The sequence below is a fragment of the Psychromonas sp. KJ10-2 genome (assembly GCF_047323255.1).
Classification (GTDB): domain Bacteria; phylum Pseudomonadota; class Gammaproteobacteria; order Enterobacterales; family Psychromonadaceae; genus Psychromonas.
The window spans coordinates 3871667-3893658 of the sequence record NZ_CP178827.1 but is presented as its reverse complement, the minus strand read 5'-3'; the positions used below and the strand labels follow the sequence as shown (position 1 = coordinate 3893658).

The following is a 21992-nucleotide window of genomic DNA, read 5'->3' as shown; positions in this document are numbered from 1 at the left end:
ATTATTCTCCTTTAACAGCAGCTAATGCAGCCGCTAAACTTGCTGTGTCATTAATTGCTTGTGCAGTAAAGCTCTTGTCAATACGACGAACTAAACCACTTAATACTTTACCTGGACCAGCTTCAACTTGTAAGTTGATACCTTGTTCAGCCATTTTAACAACGATATCTGTCCAACGAACTGGGCAATATAGTTGACGCACTAGCGCATCTTTAATCTTGTCTGCATCAGTTTCAATTGCTACATCAACATTATTAATCACTGAAATACTTGGTGTATTAAAAGTGATCTCTTGTAATGCAACGGCTAACTTATCTGCTGCCGGTTTCATTAATGCACAATGTGAAGGCACTGATACTGGTAATGGCAATGCACGTTTAGCGCCTGCTTCTTTACATAACGCACCAGCACGTTCTACGGCATCTTTGTTACCCGCGATAACCACTTGACCTGGTGAGTTGAAGTTTACTGGAGAAACCACTTCACCTTGCGCAGCTTGTTCACAAGCCGCTTTAATTTCTGCATCACCTAGACCAATAATGGCGAACATTGCGCCAACACCAGCAGGTACGGCTTGTTGCATTAACTGACCGCGTAGCTCAACCAATTTAATTGCATCTTTAAAGTCAATGACACCCGCACACACTAGTGCAGAGTATTCACCTAAGCTGTGTCCAGCAATCGTTGTTGGTTTTTCACCACCCACTTCAGCCCAAACACGCCAAATAGCAACAGAAGCTGCTAATAAAGCAGGTTGTGTTTTATCCGTTTGGTTTAATGATTCAGCAGGTCCATCTTGGCATAACGCCCAAAGGTCGTAACCTAATACATCACTTGCTTCTTTAAATGTTTCAGCAACAACTGGGTAAGTTGCAGATAAATCAGCTAACATACCTAAGCTTTGTGAACCTTGGCCAGGAAAGGCAAATGTAAAGTTTGTCATGTTTAATTCCTAATATTTATTCTTACGATCTCATCACTGTATCGCTTGTCTATATAATTACTTTAAAGGGGCCAGTTGTTACATCACAACTAATGCACTTCCCAAGTAAAACCACCACCAAATGCTTCTAATAGGACTAATTGGCCTGGTTTAATTTTTCCACTTCTTACCCCTTCATCTAAGGCAAGTGGTACTGAAGCAGCTGACGTATTGCCATGTTTATCAAGTGTTAAAATCACTTGTTCCATCGACATACCTAATTTTTTAGCCGTTGCAGCAATAATTCGTTGATTGGCTTGATGAGGTACTAGCCAGTCTAATTTGTCTTTTTCAATGTTGTTTGCAGCTAAGGTATCCACTACCACTTGGCTTAATTTTTTCACCGCGACTTTAAACACTTCATTACCTGCCATTGATAGGTATGAGTTGGTTAATGTCTGACTGTTACCACGTTCAACATTAGGTAATTTTAGTAAATCACCAAAGCGACCATCGGCATTAATATGAGTAGATAAAATACCCGCCTCTTCAGTTGCTGTTAATACCACGGCACCAGCACCGTCACCGAACAAAATGATAGTACTACGATCTTCAGGATCACAAGTTGCTGCTAACGCATCTGCGCCAATCACTAATACATTTTTAGCACTGCCTGATTTAATAAAGTTATCAGCCACACTTAATGCATAAGTGAAACCAGCACATGCGGCTGATACGTCAAATGCAGGAATATCATAAATACCCAATAGATTCTGAACTTCACAAGCAGCAGAGGGGAAAGCATTATGATTACTTGTTGTAGCAACAACAATTAAATCTAAATCACTTGCAACTAAACCAGCAGCTTGTAAAGCCTGCTCGCCAGCTTTTGTGCCCATAAACGCGATCGTTTCTTGTTCACTTGCAATACGACGTTCTTTAATGCCAGTGCGTACCGTGATCCATTCATCACTAGTATCAACCATCTTCTCTAAATCTTGATTGGTGCGTACTGCTGTTGGTAAATAACTACCCGTACCTATAATTTTGCTATTCATTTAATAAACAATCTCGCTCTGCTAAGACAGATGCTAACCTTTCACTAATACTGGTTGGTATCTGCCATTGAATTTCTTTGATGGCTTGTTCTATTGCGCAACTAAATGCAGCAATATTTGCACTGCCGTGACTTTTGACCACTATGCCACGTAACCCGATCAAACTGGCACCATTATACAGATCTGGATGTAAATGTTTTAATTGGTTTTTTATCAATGGATTTAATAACTTACCAAGCAAACGACTATACCAGGTTGCATCCATGGCTTTTTTAATTGTGCTATAAAAACGCGTCCCATCCCTTCATAGCTTTTTAATGCAATATTGCCACTAAATCCATCAGTTACGACAACATCCGCAGGGCTATCAAACAGCTCATTTGCTTCAATAAAGCCAATATAATTAATATACTTAGTTTCATTAAGCAAAGTTGCACAATGTTTGATTTCATTGCTCCCTTTATTACTTTCTCGTCCTACATTTAATAGGGAAACAGAGGGAGAACTCACCTGTTCAACCTTTTCGCAAAGCACACTTCCCATTAATGCAAAGTTAAATAAAGTATCACAACCACACTGTAAATTTGCCCCTAAATCCATCAAATAACTGTGACCACCACGATTATTCGGTAATGCAGAGACCAAAGCAGGTCGTGAAATTCCCTCAAGCGTTTTTAACACATGCTTAGATAACAACATTAATGCGCCGGTATTTCCCGCACTAACACATGCATCGGCCTCACCATCAGCGACTAATTGCAGTGCAATTAACATTGATGAAGGCACACGATGACGTAACACTGAAACAGGATCATCTTCCATCGATATGGTTTCAGGTGCATGCACTAATTTAACGCGAGCGTGATCAAGTAAATGATATTTTTGTAAAAGGGATTTATTTGCTGCTTATCACCGACAATAATGATGAATAAGTTGGTATGAAGTTGTAGGGATTGATAACTTGCAGGTAAAGAAATATGGGGGTCAAAATCACCCCCCATGGCATCAAGCGCAATAGTAAAGTTACGCAAAGTAATAACTTACTTTTCGATTACTTTTTTGCCTTTATAGAAGCCGTCAGCAGTAACGTGATGACGACGGTGAGTTTCACCAGAAGTGCTGTCAACAGTTAAAGTAGGTGCACTTAGTGCATCATGTGAACGACGCATACCGCGTTTTGAAGGAGTCTTACGACTTTTTTGTACTGCCATTTTAAAAATTCCTGCTTGTTACTTGAGCTTTAGCTGAGCTAGAGCATCAAATGGGTTAGGACGTTCTTGTTCTTCTTCAATTTCGCCAAAGCTACTTTCGTAGTCACTGTAATGACAATCCTCAATTGCATGCATTGCAATCTGCGGAAGTGTTAATAACAGTTCGTCTTCAACTATTTGATGAAGATTTACCTCCCCATTTTCATCGTAATAAATGGGTTCATAAACGTCTGGTAAATTATTTTCCTGCTCTTCATTCAGAACAGGACAATACGTAAATTCAGCTTCACATTGATAAATCATAGGCTCATTGCACCGTTGACAAGTGAGTTCTACTGCGACGCTTGCTTTCCCATGAAATATTCTCAGCCTTTGCTGATCCACTTCAAAAGAAAAATGAACGTCGATATCAGAGTGAATACTGTTTGTTGATTCTCTTAATCTGCTTAATAAAGACTTTTCTAGGCTAGCATCTAGCACTAATCTATTATTAGCAGCGCGAACAGAATCAACGCTAATCGGTAGTTTAACCTTTTGCATGGTCGCGAATAATATAGATAGAGTTCAATATAGTCAAAGAAAAACCGCTATTTTTATTAAGTTTTTACTCAACTATCGCTTTATTCTTTCACAGTCCTTAAAATAAACTTATTTTTATACTTAACTAGGATTCAATATGCCACAAAAGCTAGTATTAGCATCAACTTCGCCGTTTCGCAAACAACTATTAGAAAAGCTACATGTAGAGTTTTCCACAGCTAACCCACAGGTTAACGAAGATGAATTGCCAGGTGAAACCGCTATTCAATTAGTAGAAAGACTGGCAATTGCTAAAGCACAAGCTGTCACCGCTGACTTTACCGGTGCATTAATCATTGGCTCTGACCAAGTTTGCCTAAATAATGGCAAGATTTTAGGTAAACCAGGCAATTTTGACAATGCCTTTAAACAATTAAAAGCAGCCAGTGGTCAACATGTTACCTTCTATACAGGTTTAGCCTTAGTGAACAGTGCAACGGGAGAAGTACAGTCTTTAGTTGAAGCTTATGATGTTTACTTCCGTGAACTATCGGATCAAATGATTACCAACTACCTAAACAAAGAAGAGCCTTATAATTGCGCAGGTAGTTTTAAAAGCGAAGGTTTTGGCATTAGCTTATTTAGTCGTTTTGAAGGTAAAGACCCAAATAGTTTAATTGGTCTACCACTTATTTCTCTTATTGAAATGTTGGATAAAGAAGGCTTTTCAGTTCTTTAATCACAGCTATAGAAACAATCACAGCTATAGAAACGAAAATAGGGAAGTAAGATCACTTCCCTATTTATGTTTTAGTTGGTTTAATCCATTAATATAGAATCAACCTCATTACCCTGTTGCACTTCCATTTTGCCATTCATGAAAAGAGTCACCTGATTTTATTATGGATTTAACCACATACATGTTTTTATCTGCTTTATGAATCAAACTATCCGGTGAACAAAATTCACTTGGACCAGTCTGCGCATAACCAATGCTCATGGACAGCTTATTCAAATTAGTATGTGCCTGCTCAGCTAACCTGACACCAAAGGTTTGTCGTACTTGCTCATGTACACAGTTCGGGAAAACAATACAAAATTCATCACCACCGTAACGAAAAGCGTGGTCTTCAACCCTGGTTAAATCTTTAATTGCCTGAGCAACCGCCAATAAAATTTCATTGCCCTTTTGATGCCCTTGTTTATCATTAATCTGTTTAAAGTCATTAATATCAATATACACTAAGGTAACTGGGTACGAGTGTCGTTGGGCAATTTTTAATGTATCGGCTAAGGTATCATTCAGCGCTTTTACATTAAGCAATCCAGTTAATGGATCTTTCCTAGCTTGCTCTTTTAAATAATTAAACACATATTCTCTTTTAGACTCGTAGACATATACCATTGACCAGATAGCCGCGAGTGTAAAACCTGCATTGCCCATTACAATCCAATGCATTTCATGGTTATTAACCCAGACCATTTTTCCTAACACAAACAGCCCACCACTAACACTAACCAAGGTGATCAAGGAACCCGCTTTAATGCCTAATAAAAGATAAGATAAAATAGGGAAAATAAATAACCAGGAAAATAGTCCAGCTTTAAAGGTAGTGATCATAATGCCGTAGATCACCAGAAAGTAAAACGTACACAAATAGATAAATGACCATCGTTGCAAGTATTGCGTACGTTTGGCAATTAAAAAAATGGCACACCAAAAGCCCCAACAATCGCTTCAATCACAGCAAAAAGCTGCAAACCTGCAATCCAATTATTCACGGCAAAAAAGCTTACTGCAAAAATAGTAACTGCTAATAAAACGCGCAATGTAGTGCGACGATATCCATATTCTTCATTATCAACCATTAACTTTCCATTTTTAAGATTGCTTTATTCTTTAACTATTCAATAATTATTGTTTAGTTTGAGAATTTTTCCTGTTGTTCCCACTTTTAATATTGGAAAAACAATGTCAAAACACTTCACTTTGATAAGCGACTTACTTTATTTCCGTATAAAATAAGCCTTAATATTCTAAAACATGTGGTTAATTAGTAATAGTCATTTATCCAGTAGCGATAAGTTGCTCATGTAATTTAGATACCTGATCACGTAATTGCGCAGCTTTTTCAAACTCTAAATCCTTGGCAAAAGCAAACATCTGTTTTTCTAATTTCGCTATCTCTTTCAAGATGTCTTGCTCTGAACGAACCATACTATCTGCAGCATAAGGCGCATCTGTTTCAGCCACTTTATTCAACGGAGTGATAGTTGATTTTGGTTGAGGATTTTGCCCTAGTTGCATCACATCTGTTACCGACTTCGATAAACCTTTTGGTGAGATACCATTGTCTTTATTAAAGTTATCCTGTAGTTCTCTTCTATCTTCAGTGGTTTTAATCGCTTTTTTCATTGAATCAGTGATGCGATCTGCATATAAAATGGCTTTACCTTCCAGATTACGTGCTGCGCGTCCCATGGTTTGAATCAATGAACGCTCAGAACGTAAAAAACCTTCTTTGTCCGCATCAAGTATCGCCACTAAAGAGACTTCCGGAATATCTAACCCTTCTCGTAGTAAGTTAATACCGATTAACACATCGAACACACCTAAACGTAAGTCACGAATAATCTCTACACGTTCCACCGTATCCACATCAGAATGTAAATAACGTACTTTAATGCCGTGCTCATTAAGGTATTCCGTTAAATCTTCTGCCATACGTTTGGTCAATGTAGTGACTAATACTCTCTCACTTTTAGGGATACGAATATTGATCTCTGATAACAGATCATCAACCTGAGAGCTCACTGGTCGCACTTCGATAATCGGGTCTAATAACCCAGTAGGCCGTATCACCTGTCTGATAATATCTCCCTGTGATTTATCTATTTCATAATCGCTAGGGGTTGCCGACACATAAATAGTTTGTGGAGCCAGCTTTTCAAATTCTTCGAATTTAAGAGGACGATTGTCTAAGGCAGAGGGTAATCGGAACCCATAATTGACCAAGTTTTCTTTACGTGAACGGTCACCTTTATACATAGCGCCAATTTGCGGCACGGTAACATGGCTTTCATCGAGTATTAACAAACCATCCTTAGGTAAGTAATCAAATAAGGTTGGTGGCGCTTCACCCTGCCCTCTACTGGACAGGTAACGAGAATAGTTTTCGATGCCTGAGCAATACCCTAGTTCATTCATCATCTCTAGGTCGTATAGAGTACGTTGTGAAATACGTTGTTCTTCTATTAATTTATTTTCTGCTAGAAACTCTTTTTTACGCTCCTGTAACTCTTCCTTAATCCCTTCAATGGCATTAAGGATCTGCTCTCTTGGTGTTACATAGTGCGTTTTAGGAAAAATGGTGGTGCGCGATAGCTTTTCTAATTGTTGCCCGGTTAAAGGGTCAAACACACTGATACTTTCCACTTCATCATCAAAGAGTTCAATACGTATTGCTTGCTTTTCAGAGTCAGCAGGGAAAATATCGACCACTTCACCTCTGACTCTAAAGGTACCACGGCTTAATTCTGTTTCATTTCGTGTGTATTGAATATCCACTAAGCGCTGTAAGATGTCTCGGCTTGAGATGATTTCGCCAACACTGATGTGTAGCATCATTTGTAAATAGGATTGCGGGTCTCCCAAACCATAAATGGCGGACACAGACGCAACTAACACTACATCTTTACGTTCTAATAAGGCTTTAGTAGCCGATAAACGCATCTGCTCAATATGAGCATTAACCGCCGCATCTTTCTCTATAAAAGAGTCAGAGCTTGGGACGTAGGCTTCAGGTTGGTAATAGTCATAATAGGAAACAAAATATTCCACAGCATTATGTGGAAAAAAGGCTTTCATTTCTCCGTATAATTGAGCCGCTAAGGTTTTATTCGGCGCAAGAATCAAAGTTGGCTTATTTAACTGAGCGATAGTATTAGCTAATGTGAATGTTTTACCCGAGCCTGTTACCCCTAATAAAGTTTGATAAGCTAACCCTGACTCTATCCCTTCAACTAGTTGCTCTATTGCCTGTGGTTGGTCCCCTGCTGGAGCAAATGGACACACTAATTCAAATGACTTACTCATAAACCCTCATTACAACCTATTACTTATCCTTTAATCTTATCATTAGTCATTAATAAGCGAGTGATCCTTTGTTAATAAAAATCAATAAATTTACTTCTTAAAAACAAAAACAGCTAAAAACACAAGATATGTTAAATTTTTTACTCGAAACTTGTATTTCAATTAACAAAATTACGACAAAATAGCTCACTTCACCACAATAGAATTATCAAAAGTTATTTACTAGCCAACAAATACCGCATTAAAAGCAGGTCTTTTGGCAAAATAGGCTGTACAGTAAACAAACAATATAAATTCCTTAAACAGAATTTTTGTCAATAAAAATAAATAAAAATATTTTTAAATAATACACACATAGCTATTGACACAAGAATAAAAAAGAGAGCCCCCTAGGTGAATAACTTAAGCGATGAAAAAACCACTTGACGATTATAACCAATTGATAATAAACAGTTATTTTTTGCGGTTAAAAATAACCCTATTTAACCTAAAGCAAGGTGTAGCAAGGGCTTCAGACACTTCTCATTGATCTTCCCACAGAGTTATCCACAGAAAAAGTGGATAACCGTCTCTAGCCTAGAGTTAATCAGTGTTACAGAAAGATTAAGGTTATATGACGAAGATCTCACAATAAAAAAAATAGGCTAACCAGGTCAAATTTTATGCAAAATGTTTTTAATAAAGCTAATGCCTATTTGGCATCACAAAGCCTTAAATCCCTGCTCATAAGAGGTAAAACTAAGCTAATCGATTAAACATAAGCGAAATAAAATCATCACAGCTCAAAATTACACCTAGCAATGGAATCAGTAATAATAAATTCGCTTATTTCGTTAACAGGTTTGCTATGATGTTGTTTTACTCACCCAGCCAGGAACTAAAAATGTTGAAAACAAGTTTCAAAGGACTTTTACTCAGTGCCAGCATACTCACTTTGTTAGGCTGTACCGCTACCCCGAGTTATACGAACATCACCCCACAACTACAACTTGAAAGTAATAGACAAGTATTTACTAACCAACAACCTTGGAAAATTGACAGCCAAGACTTGCGCATCGCTCGATATGTAATTGAAATATCCAGCGGAGACGGAGTTGCCACCTTAATCAATGAGCAACAATCTTTACGTCTATTAGTTGAAAAAAGCTTAACTCAAGCTTGGACGGATAATAACTTAAAGCTAGATAACAATAGCGATTACCAGGTCGATATTAAGTTAGTGAAAGCTTTAGCTAAGGTGACTGAATCGACGCTAAGTTACGATGCATCATCACAAATGATTGTAGATGTGGCACTGAGTCATCAGGGTAAACATTTTCACAAAATTTTCCGCTCTACTAAACAATGGGATGGGGCTTTTGCTAATCAAGTAAACAATATAACTGAGCAACTTAATAAGCAATTATCGCTACTATTAAAACAGATCGTCGAAGATCAAGAGTTAAATAGTCAGCTGCAGCAATTTTAATCGCCACCTTTAATCTAACCAAGGAACTTAAATGAAAATTTTTAGTGCATTACTCTTATTAATCCTAAGCCATAGCGCATTCGCAGCTAACCCAACGATATTAATTGATACTAATAAAGGACAAATAACCCTAGAGTTATACCCTGAACAAGCACCCACCACAGTTGCTAATTTTTTGAAGTATATCGAAAGAGATCAATTTAAAGATACCGTATTTCACCGAGTCATTAACGGTTTTATGATCCAAGGTGGTGGTTTTTTAAGTTCAGGTCAACGTGCAGATATCCTTTCACCAATTACTAATGAATCAACCAATGGTTTAAGTAATGAAAGAGGTACGATTGCCATGGCACGTACTAATTCACCTCACTCCGCTTCTCGTCAATTTTTCATTAACCAGAAAGACAATGGTTTTTTAGATGCTAAAGGTAGCCAATGGGGTTATGCCGTATTTGGTAAGGTTACTCAGGGTTTAGATGTGGTGGATAGCATTGCTAAGGTAGCCACTAACTCACAGGATAAGCCGTTACAAGCAGTCATCATCAACAGTATTGAACTACAAAAGTAATCAACACCAATGATTAATCAAAAAATGCGACTTAATGGTCGCATTTTTTATTTTAAGTACTTTAAATTAAGTGACTACTTATGTTTTGGTAAAGTAACATTCACTTCCAATACAGATAACTCATCTTCTTCTTTGTCACTGAATTCACATTTCACATCATCTGTTGAAATATCCATGTATTTACGGATAACAGCAACTAGCTCTTTTTGTAATTCAGGCATGTAAGATGGCACATCAAAACTAGAGTGCTCATGCGCAACAATAATCTGCAAGCGATCTTTTGCTAATTTAGCCGTACCTTTTTTTGGTTTGTCCTTAATAAAGTATTGTAATAATCCCATTTTATCCCCCAAATATACGACTTAAAAAGCCTTTCTTTTCGACTGTTACAAAACGTAAGTCGCGCTTTTCTCCTAGTAACCTATCCACTGCGTCTTGGTATGCTTTACCCGCATCGCAATCTTGATTTAGAATCACTGGTTCACCTAAGTTAGATGCACTTAATACATCCTGAGACTCAGGAATAACACCGAGTAAATCAATGCCTAATAAGTCATCGATATCTTCAATGCTTAACATCTCTTCACGCTCTACACGCTCAGGTGCATAACGCGTGATCAGTAGATGTACCTTAACTGGCTCCATCTGCTTTTCTGAACGGTAAGATTTACTTGATAACATCCCAGTAATACGATCAGAATCTCGCACAGAAGAAACTTCTGGATTGGTTGTAACAACAGCTTCATCGGCAAAATACAATGCCATCATCGCACCTTGTTCGATACCCGCTGGTGAATCACAAATAATATAATCGAACCCATCTGCTTTTAATGCTTCGATAACTTCAGCCACACCTTCTTTGCTTAACGCATCTTTATTACGCGTTTGAGAGGCCGGTAAAATGTATAAGGTTTCAACACGCTTATCTTTTACTAATGCTTGCTGTAAGTTAGCTTCGCCATTAATCACATTAATCAGGTCGTAAACAACACGTCGTTCACAGCCCATGATTAAATCTAGGTTTCTTAAACCAATATCGAAGTCAATAATAACCGTTTTAGCGCCTGTTTTCGCTAATCCTGTACCAATAGCGGCACTACTTGTTGTTTTACCAACACCGCCTTTACCAGATGTGACAACAATTACCTTTGCCATATAACTTTCCTTTGAATTTTAAATTTTATTTAAACTTGAAAAGACCAAATTTTGATCCTTTAAAGAAACAGAGCAAGAGGTAGACCACATATCCTCTGGTAATGTTTCACTTAATTTATAAACACCCGCAATTGATACTAATTCAGGCTCTAATACAGTACAAAAGATAGCTGCACTCGTGTTGCCCATAGCACCTGCTAATGCCTTACCTCTTAATGTTCCATATACATGAATGTTGCCATCAGCAATAACTTCTGCGCCGGCCCCCACATCGCCGTTAATGACTAAATCACACTCTTTTGCATATATTTGCTGGCCAGAGCGAACTCGACCAACGTGCACTTTTGTTTTTACTTCGCAGACAACATATTCAGGGTCGCCAGACGCAGTGTCAGTGCTTGTTTTAATCTCTTCTTTTGGTTGATCAGATTGTTCAACATTTTTATCTGATGCTGGTGCTTTCACCATTTGTCTTTTTGAACTATGCAATACAGCAATTGATTCTGCTATTGCTTGCTCTTTTTGTTGTTCTGACAGCGTTCCAGTTATACCAGCTAAAATGAAACCATGCTCTGCAACTGTACGCTTTAATTGAGAAAAATCGATATTTAATGAAGATTCTTCTATACTTACCACCATCGGAGTATTAGCAAAAAACTCGGGAGCCATTAGTCGTTTTTTATTTAACTCTTCAGCTAATGCTGAAAGTGATTCACTCTCGAGATTGACGACCAACAAGGTAAAATTCAACGATTTTAACGTCATAATTGTCCTTTCTAATTAAATCTTTCTGTTTTGACATAAAATTCAGTCAATTTCTATAAAAAATAAATGCTTATGCATGTTATAGTTTGCGCCAACATTAGGCAAGTAAAGGGCTCGATTAGTATTATGTTATGTGCTGTATATAAAAGTATCCGTAAACCGCAAACCTATCTTTTTGTTGCAAAACGAGATGACTTTTCTCGCGTTCCGACGCCTTTGCTAGAACAATTTGGTCCACCGAAATTAGTCTCGGTATTAAATATTACCGACTCCACTAAAATGGCGATGGCTGACGCATCAAAAGTGATCTCTGAAGTGACACAAGCAGGTTTTTATTTACAGCTTCCACCGCCACCGGTAGATTACTTAAAAGAACATAAAAAACGTAAACAACAGCAATTGGAATCTGATTCATGAAAGTAAAAAATGTATTACTTAACCATCTCCATCGCTCAATAAAAAGTATCTCGGCGATCACTTTATGTTGTTTTTCTATGACAGGCTATGCAACCACTGAGCGTGACATTTCATTTACTCAGTATGTTGACACCTTAAAACAAGAAGCAACTGAGTTAGGTATCGACCCAACTACCGTTGAAAATGCTTTTCAAAAAGCAGAATTTTTGCAGCGCAGTGTCTCCTCGGATAAGCAGCAACCAGAATTCAAAATGACCTTAGATACTTACATTCCGCGAGCGGTACCGGAGTGGAAAGTCAAACAGGCCCGTGAAGCTTATAAAAAACATTACAAACTATTGCATAAGATTGGTGATGAATACGGCGTTCAACCTAGCTTTATTGTTGCGCTTTGGGGCATTGAAACTAATTTTGGACGTTTAACTGGACGCCATTACGTGATCTCTTCATTAGCAACCATGGCTTATGAAGGTCGTCGTGAAGCTTTATTTAAGAAGCAACTCTTTGCTGCGTTAACTATTTTAGAGCAAGGCCATATTAGCCAAGACAAATTTATTGGTTCATGGGCGGGAGCAATGGGGCAAGTGCAATTTATGCCAACCTCATATTTAAACTATGCAGTTGATTATGATGGTGATGGCAAAAAAGATATCTGGAATACCCCCGCAGATGTGTTTGCCTCTGCCGCTAATTACCTAAAAACAGAAGGATGGGATAGCCGTCATATTTGGGGACGTCAAGTGACTATCCCTGACGATTTTGATACTAACCTAGCGGGCATTAAACAACAGAAATCGTTAGCAGAATGGCAAGCATTAGGTGTGCGCCGTTATGAAGGCCAAGATCTGCCTAATGTTGATTTGCAAGCGTCGATTGTTATCCCAGATGATAAAAATGGCCGTGTGTACCTCGCTTACAATAACTATAAAGTACTGATGCATTGGAATCGTTCTTATTACTTTGCAACCGCGGTAACCTATCTTTCAGAACGTATTATGTCACCGAAAATTGTCGTTGAGTAAGGAAAAGTAAATGGACAAATTTTGGGAAACCAAGACACTGGCACAAATGTCACAATCGGAGTGGGAATCGCTATGTGATGGTTGTGGTAAATGTTGTCTTAATAAGATAATTGATGATGAGACAGAGGACTTACATTTTACCAATGTAGCTTGTCATCTTTTACACACCAAAACATGCCGCTGTAAAAAATATGAGAAACGTTTAAAAATTGTGCCTGAATGCGTGAAAGTATCCTTAGACGATATTGAACAATTTCATTGGCTACCAGCCAGTTGTGCTTATAAATTATTAATCGAAGATAAACCTTTACCAGAATGGCATCCACTATTAACAGGCAGTCAATCTGCAATGCATAAAGGTGGCCATTCAGTACGTGGCAAAATAGTCTCAGAAACACAGGTTCACCCCGATAACCTAGAAGATCATATTGCGATTTGGCCAGCAGAATAATCGAATACAAGACAGAGGATGATATGACAGATATTACTTTTACCACAATCCACGTTGCTCTAAAAGCCGTGAAACATTAGCGTTAGTAGATAATGAACAACACCAAGTAGAGATAATTAAATACTTAACAACACCACCTTCAGTGGAGACAATTGCACAGCTAATTAAGCAGTTAGGATTTGATTCAGCACGTCAATTAATGCGTACTAAAGAAACCTTATATAAAGAGTTAAACTTAGCATCCGAGCAAGATGAAGCAGCACTAATTGCAGCGATGCAGGCTAACCCAAAATTAATTGAGCGCCCAATTGTAGTTGCTAATGGCAAAGCAGCCATTGGTCGTCCACCTGAATCAGTCTTAACTATTTTATAATTAACTATTAGATAAAAAATACCGATGATAGAAGCTAATATCATCGGTATTTAATTGTTCAGTTAACGGCGAGCGTCTTTCTATAACCCCTCTATAAACGTAACACCTCTTTGACAAAAGGGATGGTTAGCTTACGCTTAGCTTCCAAAGAAGCATTATCTAATTGGTCTAATGTATTTAATAGCATACACATTTCACGTGATAAACGATTTAATAAAAAGCGTCCCACATCAATGGGTAATCGCATCCCTTTTAATTGAGCACGTAGCTGCAGCGCCCCTAATTTCTCTTCATCATTTAATGGCTGCAAATGGTGACAAGCACCCCACTCTAGCCGTGACACTAAGTCCACTAATTCAATACCAATCTGCTTAGGTAAATCACTGGCAGAGATCACTAAGTTAGCACCAGGTGCACGATTATCTTTGTTATCTAACCAACGATTATAAAAATCAAACAGTGCTTTTTCCCACAGTTTATTACCCGCAATAGCATCAACGTTATCTATGCACACTAGGGTAATATTTTCCATATTTTCAAAAATATCTAGGGTCATACTACGATGATGGTGTAGAGGGATGTAAGCAACGGTTTCGCCTATTTCATCTACTTCTGAACACAAGGCATGTAATAGGTGTGAGCGACCACTTCCCGATTCACCCCACATATATAAGATAGGTTCCCCTATCCCAACTACATTATTTTTAAGTAAGGTTAATAGTTCTGCATTTTGGCCTGGATAAAAACTTGCAAAGGTTTCATCGTCAGGAAACTTTAACGCCAATAAAGGGTATTGAAATCTTAATTCATCTTGAGGCATTAAATACTCTACTGTCGCCAAATATAATAAAAAGGAGCACTGGTCATTAAATCTCGTTGTAATTTAGGTTGTGCATTCAACGCATTTTCCAAACTCGTAACACTGCCCCTTAATGTCACTAAGAGTTCTGCTTTTGTATCACTTAAACTGACTATTTCAAAGCTCTCAACAGCATTTAAGTTATTTAATATATTACTTAAAGTCATTAATTCAGCGAGAGAGTCTACATTGTTAATATTAACCGCTTGTGTAGAACGTGCGCCGTTATTTTCTAAAATGGCAAACTGTTGTGCATAATAGTCAGCAATATCTCCCATCATTTCCGCGGTTACATCGGATTTTTCACCCTTACTGGTTTGTTTGATCACGACTTGGCTTTGTTTATTCTGCGCATTATATTTAACGAGTTCCCACTTCAATTGCCACTGACCACCTGCGCGGTTTAAATTAGCTAATACAAAGTATTCCGCATCATATCGAGTAGACGCCTCTGCCACGGTTTGATAAAAGCGTCCGCTTACATCTGATACAGACACCGCTAAAGAATCGTCAAGGTCAATCAAAGGAAAACTGGCTGTAATACCACGATCAAGTTGAGCTTGTTCTAAGCCAATGGTTAACGAGTTATCTTGATGACTATTAACCATATTATCGGAAGTCAGTTGTCTATTTTCATTCACTAACCAAATTAGAGGGTTAGGACGAGTTTCTCCCCAGATAGGCTGTTGCATTGAGATCAAAGCTTGATTAATGCGTTGTTTATCGAATAAAGCCGAGTAGTAACGCTCACCTTCAATATTTTGATAACCAAACTGTGAAAGGATTGAAGAAATGTCTTTTGCTAGTAATTTAGTGCCATCTAGATTAGTCACACTTTTGTTACCGGATACTTTGACTAAGACTTGTTGTAAAGCCTGTTCTCGTAATTGCTCCTCACTGTTGCCTTCAGCAACAACTAAGCCTTGATAAGCACTGATTTGTGGTAACGCAATACTGTGTGCTGAAAACAACACACTCACCACTAACAAAAAAGTAATCAACACATTATTTTTCATTTACTTATACAACCATACAATTTTTAATATAAAGAGATCATAAGCAGATCTTCTACTAATGCAAGTATCATGCATTAAATATATAAACGTTTGACTATTTAACCTGCTTTTTAATGAGTTACGAGATTAAATCAAAAAAGTTTAGATAAAACGGACAATTCTTTTCAGAAATAATTCGACCCCTGTCATATAGATGTTAAAATACGCGCAATTTTTTACCTTCTAAACTTTTAAAGCGATATTCGCTTTTAACTTCTATCTGTGGGGAAACCAAGTGAGCAACCAAAAAACCTCTTTAAGCTACAAAGACGCTGGTGTTGATATTGACGCGGGAACAGCATTAGTTGAACGTATTAAAGGTGTAGCTAAAAGCACTAAACGTCCAGAAGTAATGGGTGGACTAGGTGGTTTTGGCGCATTATGTCAACTACCAACGGGTTACAAAGAGCCGCTATTAGTTGCTGGTACTGATGGTGTTGGTACTAAGTTACGTCTAGCTATCGACCTTAAAAAACACGATACAGTAGGTATCGATTTGGTTGCTATGTGTGTAAACGACTTAATCGTACAAGGTGCTGAACCACTATTCTTCTTAGACTACTACGCAACAGGTAAGCTAGATGTTGATGTTGCTGCTGACGTAGTAACGGGTATCGGTGAAGGTTGTCTATTATCTAACTGTTCATTAATCGGTGGTGAAACTGCTGAAATGCCAGGCATGTACGAAGGTGATGATTACGATATCGCTGGTTTCTGTGTTGGTGTTGTTGAGAAATCTGAAGTAATTGACGGTACTAAAGTAGCCGCTGGTGATGCATTAATCGCTGTTGCTTCAAGTGGCCCACACTCAAATGGTTACTCTTTAGTACGTAAGATTTTAGAAGTATCTCAAGCTGATACAAATGCACCATTTGGTGATTCAACGTTAGGTGAAACATTATTAACACCAACAAAAATCTACGTTAAATCAACATTAGAATTAATCAAGAACTGCCCTGTTCATGCTATTTCTCATATTACTGGCGGTGGTTTCTGGGAAAATATTCCTCGTGTATTACCAGCAGGTAGCAAAGCGGTTGTTGATGGAAAAAGCTGGGAATGGCCTGCTATTTTCGACTGGTTACAAGAAAATGGTAATGTTGAAACAGAAGAGATGTACCGTACCTTTAACTGTGGTGTTGGCTTAATGATTGTTGTACCTGCAGCAGAAAAAGAGAAAGCTGTTGAGATCTTAAATGCACAGGGTGAAAACGCTTGGGTATTAGGTCACATCGAAGATGCTGCTGAAGGTGAATCTCAAGTAGAGATTAAATAATCAGATGAGCATTAAAAAAGTCGTTGTACTTATCTCTGGTAGTGGCAGTAATTTACAAGCACTAATGGATAAATTACACCAACAACAGATAAATGAACAACAAGTTGAAGTGGTTGCTGTGATCAGCAATAAAGCAGATGCCTACGGTTTACAACGTGCAACTGATGCTAATATTCCTGCTATTTTAGTAGAGAGTAAAGGCATTGCTTCACGTGAAGAGTATGATGCTTTATTAGCCGCTGAACTTGATAAATTGCAACCTGATCTTATTTTGTTAGCTGGGTTTATGCGCATTTTAACACCGGACTTTGTTAATAAGTACCAAGGTAAAATGCTTAACATTCACCCATCTTTATTACCAAAATACCGGTGTAAATACACATCAGCGAGCAATAGATGCAGGTGATAAAGAGCATGGCGCCACAGTACATTTTGTGACACCAGAGTTAGACAGTGGACCAACTATACTGCAAGCTAAAGTGCCTATCTTCGCTGAAGATGCCGCACAGGACTTGGCGGAACGTGTGTTAACACAGGAACACCAAATCTACGCACTAGCTGCATCTTGGTTTATTAGTGAGCGTTTAACCATGCAAGGGCAACATGCCTTTTTAGATGGTAAACAACTCACTGAGTTTGGTTACGCTGCTGATTAACCTGAACATCTATTTTGCATAATAAAAAACCGAAGCTTGCTTCGGTTTTTTCATCTACTCATTTAATAGCAATTACAAAATTAACCACTGGTACAGCACAGGCATAATCAAGGCCGATAAAATGGCGCACAGTATCAAAGCGATCGATGAAAATGCGCCAGATTCTTCATTCTCTTCTAACACTTTTGCCGTGCCCAATGCATGTGATGCACAGCCGATGGCGACACCTACTGCTTGTGGGTCTTTCACTTTAGTTAAGCGTAAAAAAGGCAAACCAATACTAGCCCCAATAATCCCAGCAAAAATAACCATGGCAGCTGTTAACGATACAATTCCTTGTAAATTTTTACTTATCTCCATGGCAATTGGCGTGGTCACGGATTGCCCAGCAAAAGAAGAGGCAGTCAGCGCATCGGCACCGAGCAAAGGCATCACATAAAAAGCACAAAAGAAGGCAACGAATACCGATAGTAAACAACTTAATAAAATGTATTTAAGGCGTGCTTTAATAACCTTTAACTGCAAATACAATGGTACAGCTAAGGCAACAATCGCAGGCTCTAATAAAGCAGTGATCACTCCCGTGCCCTGCTGATAATCTTGATAAGGGATAGCGAATAACAACAAGATTGCAATTAAGCTGAAGATAGTTACTAATACTGGATTAAATAATGGATTAGGCGCCATGCTGTATAATTTTTTAGCTAAGAAAAAAACAGCAATGTCAGTGGCGTGGCAATATAAATAAACATTATTGCTTCTCCTTAATCAGCCATTGATAACAATGCCCAACCATAAATAAGGTCAGTAAGGTGGTGAAAAACAATGAAAAGACAATCACTAACCAATGGGATGCAATCAACTCAAAATAGTTAATTAACCCCACACCTACTGGAATAAACAGAAGCGCCAAATACTTTAACACTAAGTTACCCGTAAACTCTATCCAACTAAGCTTGATAACCCCTAGGGATAAAGCAACAAACAGCATTAACATACCTAAAATAGAAGCAGGAAATGTGCTTTCAAAGTAACTCACAATCAACTTAGCAATGGCTAGAAACAAAAAAATAATCAATAAACCAAAAACCAGCTGCAAACTGTTTTTAACGAACAATGCGAACTTCTGTCTAGGTGTAATAGGCATCTCAAGCTTAGTTTGATGCGATGACGATTGAGGCTGTGGCTCTTGTGGTGGTAAAGACTCTTTCATGATATCAATTCAACTAGATTAAATGAGCTGTTACTATATCAAGTTACATCCTCAGTGTTCAAAACAATTATCAATAAGTAACTAATATGACTATACAATTACAAAATTTCATCACCGAAAGCCGCAATCAAGCGAGTACTGATATTGATATTGTGTCTACAGAAGCCATGTTAAACATCATCAATAACGAAGATAAAAAAGTCGCACTCGCCGTTGAAGCTATCTTGCCTAAGATTGCACAAGCAGTTGATCTTATTCATAACGCTTTTAGCAAGAGTGGACGTTTAATCTATTGTGGTGCAGGTACCTCTGGGCGTCTCGGTATATTAGATGCCAGTGAATGCCCACCCACTTTTGGCAGTCCAGCAGAACAAGTTATTGGTTTAATTGCTGGTGGACAACAAGCTATTTTAAAAGCAGTTGAGAATGCGGAAGATAATCAACAAGCAGGCCAACAAGACTTAATAGATATTCAGTTAACAGCCCAGGATATATTGGTCGGTATCGCTGCAAGCGGACGAACGCCCTACGTGATTGGTGCCATGCAGTATGCACAACAACTCGGTTGTAAAGTGATCAGTTTAACCTGTAATGACAACAGTAAAATGGCTGACATTGCAGATGTTCCACTAGCAGTCATAGTGGGTCCAGAAGTAGTCACTGGCTCATCAAGGTTAAAAGCCGGCACCGCCCAGAAAATGGTGCTAAATATGTTAAGTACTGGCGCTATGATCAAAAGTGGTAAAGTCTTTGGTAACCTGATGGTAGATGTACAAGCAACCAATGCCAAGCTTATCGAACGACAAAAAAAGATCATTATGGAAGCCACCGACTGTAGCAGGGAAACCGCTGAAGTAGCCTTACAAGAATCAGGTAATCACTGTAAAACAGCGATTGTTATGGTCTTAACTGGGGTTGATGCACAACAAGCTAAAAACAGCTTACAACAACACCAAGGTTTTATTCGTCAATGTATTTAGTCTGATCGGTATAATCATTTAACAATGCATAAAAAAATGCCGCTCACACAGTGAACGGCATTAGTAAAAGTTAATCACTAAAATTAGCTAAAGACTACTCTTCGTAAAGGTTGTCGTAAACGTAGTTTGTCGCTTCGATGTAGCCAGGGACACTACCACAGTCAAAACGTTTACCTTTAAATTTGTAGGCTAATACACAACCACGTTTAGCTTGCTCTAATAACGCATCGGTAATTTGGATTTCGCCACCTTTACCTGGTTTAGTGTCTTTAATAATATCAAAGATATCAGGTGTTAAGATATAACGACCAATAACCGCTAGGTTACTAGGCTCAGTACCTGGAGCTGGTTTTTCAACCATATCATCAACACGATAAATATCATCACGGATCATTGACCCTTTAATAACGCCGTATTTATAAATCTCTTCTTTTGGTACTTCTTGTACAGCAACAATTGAACAACGGAACTGCTCGTATAAGGCAGCCATCTGTTTCAGTACACCATCACCTTCAGGGTTAATACATAAGTCATCCGCTAAAACAACAGCAAAAGGTTGGTCGCCAATCAGCTCTTGACCGATTAAGATAGCGTGACCTAAGCCTTTCATTTGACGTTGGCGGATAAAAGAGAAACGCGCATTATCCATAATCTTGCGGATATCTTTTAACTTCTCTTCTTTTGGTGTGCCGCTAATTTCATTTTCTAACTCGTAATTATGATCAAAATGATCGGCAATTGAATGCTTACCACGACCAACTACAATCCCCATACCTGTCATGCCCGCTTCAAGTGCCTCATCAACACCAAATTCGATTAACGGTTTGTTAACCAATGGCATCATCTCTTTTGGCATAGATTTAGTAGCAGGTAGAAAACGCGTTCCGTATCCAGCAGCTGGAAATAAACATTTTTTAATCATAATCCCTCACCTAGTTAATACATTTATTTGACATAGATCTACTTTATCATTGTTTTAAAAATAAAACACCTAATCATAATCTATTGTTTTTTAACTTCTTGTACGAGTTACACGGCGTCTTTCGCCAGCTTTACGATGTTGATTATGTTTTTTAACTGCACGACGAATTCGAGCCTGTGGGTTAGATACTTTGTTAGTATCAACACGCACTTTGGTTTCTGTCTCACGCGGCATATCAACCATTTTACGTAAATAGTTAACTTCTTTAAGCGTCAGTTCTTGCCAACCGCCCTGTGGTAGTTGATTATTTAAAATAATGTTGCCGTAACGAACACGCATCAAACGGCTCACTTGAAGGCCTTGGCTTTCCCATAAACGACGTACTTCACGCGTACGACCTTCCGTTAATACTACGTGGAACCAACGGTTAATACCTTCACCACCGTGCTCTTTAATATCTAAGAACTTAGCTTCGCCATCTTCAAGTTGTACGCCGGTGCGTAAACGATTCAAAATAGCTTCCGTCACATCACCAAATACACGTACTGCGTATTCACGTTCAACCTGTTGGCTTGGGTGCATCATTTTATTAGCGAATTCACCGTCAGTTGTAAATAACAACAGACCAGAGGTATTAATATCTAAACGACCAATAGAGATCCAACGAGCACCTTTTAACTGAGGTAAACGATCAAATACCGTTTTACGGCCTTCTTCATCGCTACGTGTACACACTTCACCTTCTGGTTTGTTGTACGCTAAAATACGACAAACAACACTTTCTGCCGCTTGGTATTTAACAACGTGTCCATCTACACGGATCACTTGCTCCTGTGTAACACGCTCACCTAACTCAACAATTTTACCGTCTAGGCTTACACGCCCTTCAGATATCACTGTTTCCATTTTACGACGAGAACCTAATCCCGCACGTGCTAATACTTTTTGTAATTTTTCGCTCATGTTACTTTCCTTTGGGTAATTCACATTATGCCAACTGTCTTTC

The 21992-nt window shown here is 38.4% G+C and carries 24 protein-coding genes and 3 pseudogenes; 10 read left to right on the top strand and 17 right to left on the bottom strand.

Annotated features, from left to right (window positions below; translation table 11 throughout):
• Position 1: 1 nt before the first annotated feature.
• The 5 genes and pseudogenes from fabD to yceD form a co-directional block, all read right to left on the bottom strand.
• Positions 2 to 943 (bottom strand): ACP S-malonyltransferase, encoded by a 942-nt coding sequence (gene fabD, locus ACLKL2_RS19240; protein ID WP_413692845.1) that lies wholly within the window; start codon positions 941 to 943, stop codon positions 2 to 4.
• A gap of 89 nt (positions 944 to 1032) precedes the next feature.
• Positions 1033 to 1980, bottom strand: a complete 948-nt coding sequence (locus ACLKL2_RS19235) for a beta-ketoacyl-ACP synthase III (RefSeq protein ID WP_413692844.1) — start codon at positions 1978 to 1980, stop codon at positions 1033 to 1035.
• Positions 1973 to 3011: pseudogene (plsX, locus tag ACLKL2_RS19230) on the bottom strand (phosphate acyltransferase PlsX). The gene ACLKL2_RS19235 and the pseudogene plsX overlap by 8 nt, the downstream one beginning before the upstream one ends.
• 9 nt (positions 3012 to 3020) lie before the next feature.
• Positions 3021 to 3191, bottom strand: coding sequence for a 50S ribosomal protein L32 (gene rpmF / locus ACLKL2_RS19225; protein WP_025562454.1), 171 nt, complete (start codon positions 3189 to 3191; stop codon positions 3021 to 3023).
• Positions 3192 to 3209: 18 nt separating this feature from the next.
• The gene (gene yceD / locus ACLKL2_RS19220; RefSeq protein ID WP_113820648.1) at positions 3210 to 3731 is read right to left on the bottom strand and encodes a 23S rRNA accumulation protein YceD; all 522 of its coding nucleotides are present in this window, start codon (positions 3729 to 3731) and stop codon (positions 3210 to 3212) included.
• Between the two features lie 136 nt (positions 3732 to 3867).
• Between yceD and ACLKL2_RS19215 the strand changes: the two genes are divergently transcribed.
• The gene (locus tag ACLKL2_RS19215) at positions 3868 to 4449 is read left to right on the top strand and encodes a Maf family protein (RefSeq protein WP_413692843.1); all 582 of its coding nucleotides are present in this window, start codon (positions 3868 to 3870) and stop codon (positions 4447 to 4449) included.
• A gap of 108 nt (positions 4450 to 4557) precedes the next feature.
• Here ACLKL2_RS19215 and ACLKL2_RS19210 read toward each other — a convergent pair whose 3' ends face one another.
• The 3 genes from ACLKL2_RS19210 to uvrB all read right to left on the bottom strand — a co-directional run bounded on the left by ACLKL2_RS19210 (position 4558) and on the right by uvrB (position 7806).
• Positions 4558 to 5367, bottom strand: a complete 810-nt coding sequence (locus ACLKL2_RS19210; RefSeq protein ID WP_413694369.1) for a GGDEF domain-containing protein — start codon at positions 5365 to 5367, stop codon at positions 4558 to 4560.
• A gap of 44 nt (positions 5368 to 5411) precedes the next feature.
• Positions 5412 to 5579 (bottom strand): hypothetical protein, encoded by a 168-nt coding sequence (locus ACLKL2_RS19205; RefSeq protein ID WP_413692842.1) that lies wholly within the window; start codon positions 5577 to 5579, stop codon positions 5412 to 5414.
• 199 nt (positions 5580 to 5778) lie between these two features.
• Entirely contained in the window at positions 5779 to 7806 is a 2028-nt protein-coding gene (gene uvrB, locus ACLKL2_RS19200; RefSeq protein ID WP_413692841.1) for an excinuclease ABC subunit UvrB, read from the bottom strand.
• An 883-nt stretch (positions 7807 to 8689) separates the two neighbouring features.
• Here uvrB and ACLKL2_RS19195 point away from each other — a divergent pair.
• Both ACLKL2_RS19195 and ACLKL2_RS19190 read left to right on the top strand, forming a co-directional pair.
• Positions 8690 to 9274: a YajG family lipoprotein gene (locus ACLKL2_RS19195; RefSeq protein ID WP_413692840.1), complete on the top strand. Its 585-nt coding sequence runs from the start codon at positions 8690 to 8692 to the stop codon at positions 9272 to 9274.
• A gap of 31 nt (positions 9275 to 9305) precedes the next feature.
• The gene (locus ACLKL2_RS19190) at positions 9306 to 9842 is read left to right on the top strand and encodes a peptidylprolyl isomerase (RefSeq protein WP_413692839.1); all 537 of its coding nucleotides are present in this window, start codon (positions 9306 to 9308) and stop codon (positions 9840 to 9842) included.
• A gap of 74 nt (positions 9843 to 9916) precedes the next feature.
• Here ACLKL2_RS19190 and minE read toward each other — a convergent pair whose 3' ends face one another.
• Genes minE through minC form a run of 3 tightly spaced genes read right to left on the bottom strand, consistent with a single transcriptional unit; the run spans position 9917 to position 11762 of the window.
• The gene (minE, locus tag ACLKL2_RS19185) at positions 9917 to 10183 is read right to left on the bottom strand and encodes a cell division topological specificity factor MinE (protein WP_113820642.1); all 267 of its coding nucleotides are present in this window, start codon (positions 10181 to 10183) and stop codon (positions 9917 to 9919) included.
• Between the two features lies 1 nt (position 10184).
• Positions 10185 to 10997 (bottom strand): septum site-determining protein MinD, encoded by an 813-nt coding sequence (gene minD, locus ACLKL2_RS19180; RefSeq protein ID WP_113820641.1) that lies wholly within the window; start codon positions 10995 to 10997, stop codon positions 10185 to 10187.
• Positions 10998 to 11015: 18 nt separating this feature from the next.
• The gene (minC, locus tag ACLKL2_RS19175) at positions 11016 to 11762 is read right to left on the bottom strand and encodes a septum site-determining protein MinC (RefSeq protein WP_413692838.1); all 747 of its coding nucleotides are present in this window, start codon (positions 11760 to 11762) and stop codon (positions 11016 to 11018) included.
• A gap of 126 nt (positions 11763 to 11888) precedes the next feature.
• Between minC and ACLKL2_RS19170 the strand changes: the two genes are divergently transcribed.
• The 4 genes and pseudogenes from ACLKL2_RS19170 to arsC all read left to right on the top strand — a co-directional run.
• Positions 11889 to 12179, top strand: a complete 291-nt coding sequence (locus ACLKL2_RS19170) for a YcgL domain-containing protein (RefSeq protein ID WP_113820639.1) — start codon at positions 11889 to 11891, stop codon at positions 12177 to 12179.
• Positions 12180 to 12256: 77 nt separating this feature from the next.
• A complete protein-coding gene (locus ACLKL2_RS19165) occupies positions 12257 to 13201 on the top strand; it encodes a lytic murein transglycosylase (protein ID WP_413694368.1) in 945 nt (314 codons plus the stop codon).
• 10 nt (positions 13202 to 13211) lie between these two features.
• Positions 13212 to 13652, top strand: a complete 441-nt coding sequence (locus tag ACLKL2_RS19160) for a YcgN family cysteine cluster protein (RefSeq protein ID WP_413692837.1) — start codon at positions 13212 to 13214, stop codon at positions 13650 to 13652.
• A gap of 40 nt (positions 13653 to 13692) precedes the next feature.
• A pseudogene (gene arsC / locus ACLKL2_RS19155) lies at positions 13693 to 14025 on the top strand (arsenate reductase (glutaredoxin)); the annotation flags it as partial.
• 91 nt (positions 14026 to 14116) lie between these two features.
• Here the strand turns inward: arsC and hda are convergent.
• Complete coding sequence (hda, locus tag ACLKL2_RS19150; protein WP_113820636.1) at positions 14117 to 14845, bottom strand: DnaA inactivator Hda; 729 nt, start codon at positions 14843 to 14845, stop codon at positions 14117 to 14119.
• A gap of 8 nt (positions 14846 to 14853) precedes the next feature.
• Positions 14854 to 15900: a DUF2066 domain-containing protein gene (locus ACLKL2_RS19145; RefSeq protein WP_413692836.1), complete on the bottom strand. Its 1047-nt coding sequence runs from the start codon at positions 15898 to 15900 to the stop codon at positions 14854 to 14856.
• Positions 15901 to 16174: 274 nt separating this feature from the next.
• Here ACLKL2_RS19145 and purM point away from each other — a divergent pair, with 274 nt between their 5' ends.
• Together purM and purN are read left to right on the top strand one after the other, a co-directional pair.
• Positions 16175 to 17215, top strand: a complete 1041-nt coding sequence (gene purM / locus ACLKL2_RS19140; protein WP_113820634.1) for a phosphoribosylformylglycinamidine cyclo-ligase — start codon at positions 16175 to 16177, stop codon at positions 17213 to 17215.
• Between the two features lie 4 nt (positions 17216 to 17219).
• Positions 17220 to 17871 (top strand): annotated as a pseudogene (gene purN, locus ACLKL2_RS19135) (phosphoribosylglycinamide formyltransferase).
• 72 nt (positions 17872 to 17943) lie between these two features.
• Here the strand turns inward: purN and ACLKL2_RS19130 are convergent.
• Positions 17944 to 18558, bottom strand: a complete 615-nt coding sequence (locus ACLKL2_RS19130) for an LrgB family protein (protein WP_413692835.1) — start codon at positions 18556 to 18558, stop codon at positions 17944 to 17946.
• A 64-nt stretch (positions 18559 to 18622) separates the two neighbouring features.
• Positions 18623 to 19084, bottom strand: coding sequence for a CidA/LrgA family protein (locus tag ACLKL2_RS19125; protein WP_413692834.1), 462 nt, complete (start codon positions 19082 to 19084; stop codon positions 18623 to 18625).
• 86 nt (positions 19085 to 19170) lie between these two features.
• Here ACLKL2_RS19125 and murQ point away from each other — a divergent pair, with 86 nt between their 5' ends.
• On the top strand, positions 19171 to 20064 hold the full coding sequence (murQ, locus tag ACLKL2_RS19120) for an N-acetylmuramic acid 6-phosphate etherase (protein WP_413692833.1): 894 nt from the start codon (positions 19171 to 19173) through the stop codon (positions 20062 to 20064).
• Positions 20065 to 20158: 94 nt separating this feature from the next.
• Here murQ and galU read toward each other — a convergent pair whose 3' ends face one another.
• Together galU and rluB are read right to left on the bottom strand one after the other, a co-directional pair.
• Positions 20159 to 20986 carry a UTP--glucose-1-phosphate uridylyltransferase GalU gene (galU, locus tag ACLKL2_RS19115; protein ID WP_413692832.1) on the bottom strand — a complete coding sequence of 276 codons (828 nt, stop codon included), beginning with the start codon at positions 20984 to 20986 and terminating at the stop codon, positions 20159 to 20161.
• Positions 20987 to 21076: 90 nt separating this feature from the next.
• Positions 21077 to 21949: a 23S rRNA pseudouridine(2605) synthase RluB gene (gene rluB, locus ACLKL2_RS19110; RefSeq protein ID WP_113820629.1), complete on the bottom strand. Its 873-nt coding sequence runs from the start codon at positions 21947 to 21949 to the stop codon at positions 21077 to 21079.
• Positions 21950 to 21992 lie beyond the last annotated feature (43 nt).

Coding starts and splice junctions, on each gene's coding strand:
- ACLKL2_RS19195 (WP_413692840.1), top strand. CDS start 8,690: ATGTTGAAAACAAGTTTCAAAGGACTTTTACTCAGTGCCAGCATACTC.
- ACLKL2_RS19235 (WP_413692844.1), bottom strand. CDS start 1,980: ATGAATAGCAAAATTATAGGTACGGGTAGTTATTTACCAACAGCAGTA.
- ACLKL2_RS19165 (WP_413694368.1), top strand. CDS start 12,257: ATGACAGGCTATGCAACCACTGAGCGTGACATTTCATTTACTCAGTAT.
- minD (WP_113820641.1), bottom strand. CDS start 10,997: ATGGCAAAGGTAATTGTTGTCACATCTGGTAAAGGCGGTGTTGGTAAA.
- galU (WP_413692832.1), bottom strand. CDS start 20,986: ATGATTAAAAAATGTTTATTTCCAGCTGCTGGATACGGAACGCGTTTT.
- uvrB (WP_413692841.1), bottom strand. CDS start 7,806: ATGAGTAAGTCATTTGAATTAGTGTGTCCATTTGCTCCAGCAGGGGAC.
- yceD (WP_113820648.1), bottom strand. CDS start 3,731: ATGCAAAAGGTTAAACTACCGATTAGCGTTGATTCTGTTCGCGCTGCT.
- ACLKL2_RS19190 (WP_413692839.1), top strand. CDS start 9,306: ATGAAAATTTTTAGTGCATTACTCTTATTAATCCTAAGCCATAGCGCA.
- murQ (WP_413692833.1), top strand. CDS start 19,171: ATGACTATACAATTACAAAATTTCATCACCGAAAGCCGCAATCAAGCG.
- hda (WP_113820636.1), bottom strand. CDS start 14,845: ATGCCTCAAGATGAATTAAGATTTCAATACCCTTTATTGGCGTTAAAG.
- ACLKL2_RS19145 (WP_413692836.1), bottom strand. CDS start 15,900: ATGAAAAATAATGTGTTGATTACTTTTTTGTTAGTGGTGAGTGTGTTG.
- ACLKL2_RS19130 (WP_413692835.1), bottom strand. CDS start 18,558: ATGGCGCCTAATCCATTATTTAATCCAGTATTAGTAACTATCTTCAGC.
- fabD (WP_413692845.1), bottom strand. CDS start 943: ATGACAAACTTTACATTTGCCTTTCCTGGCCAAGGTTCACAAAGCTTA.
- rpmF (WP_025562454.1), bottom strand. CDS start 3,191: ATGGCAGTACAAAAAAGTCGTAAGACTCCTTCAAAACGCGGTATGCGT.
- minE (WP_113820642.1), bottom strand. CDS start 10,183: ATGGGATTATTACAATACTTTATTAAGGACAAACCAAAAAAAGGTACG.
- ACLKL2_RS19125 (WP_413692834.1), bottom strand. CDS start 19,084: ATGAAAGAGTCTTTACCACCACAAGAGCCACAGCCTCAATCGTCATCG.
- minC (WP_413692838.1), bottom strand. CDS start 11,762: ATGACGTTAAAATCGTTGAATTTTACCTTGTTGGTCGTCAATCTCGAG.
- ACLKL2_RS19205 (WP_413692842.1), bottom strand. CDS start 5,579: ATGGTTGATAATGAAGAATATGGATATCGTCGCACTACATTGCGCGTT.
- ACLKL2_RS19170 (WP_113820639.1), top strand. CDS start 11,889: ATGTTATGTGCTGTATATAAAAGTATCCGTAAACCGCAAACCTATCTT.
- ACLKL2_RS19215 (WP_413692843.1), top strand. CDS start 3,868: ATGCCACAAAAGCTAGTATTAGCATCAACTTCGCCGTTTCGCAAACAA.
- rluB (WP_113820629.1), bottom strand. CDS start 21,949: ATGAGCGAAAAATTACAAAAAGTATTAGCACGTGCGGGATTAGGTTCT.
- ACLKL2_RS19160 (WP_413692837.1), top strand. CDS start 13,212: ATGGACAAATTTTGGGAAACCAAGACACTGGCACAAATGTCACAATCG.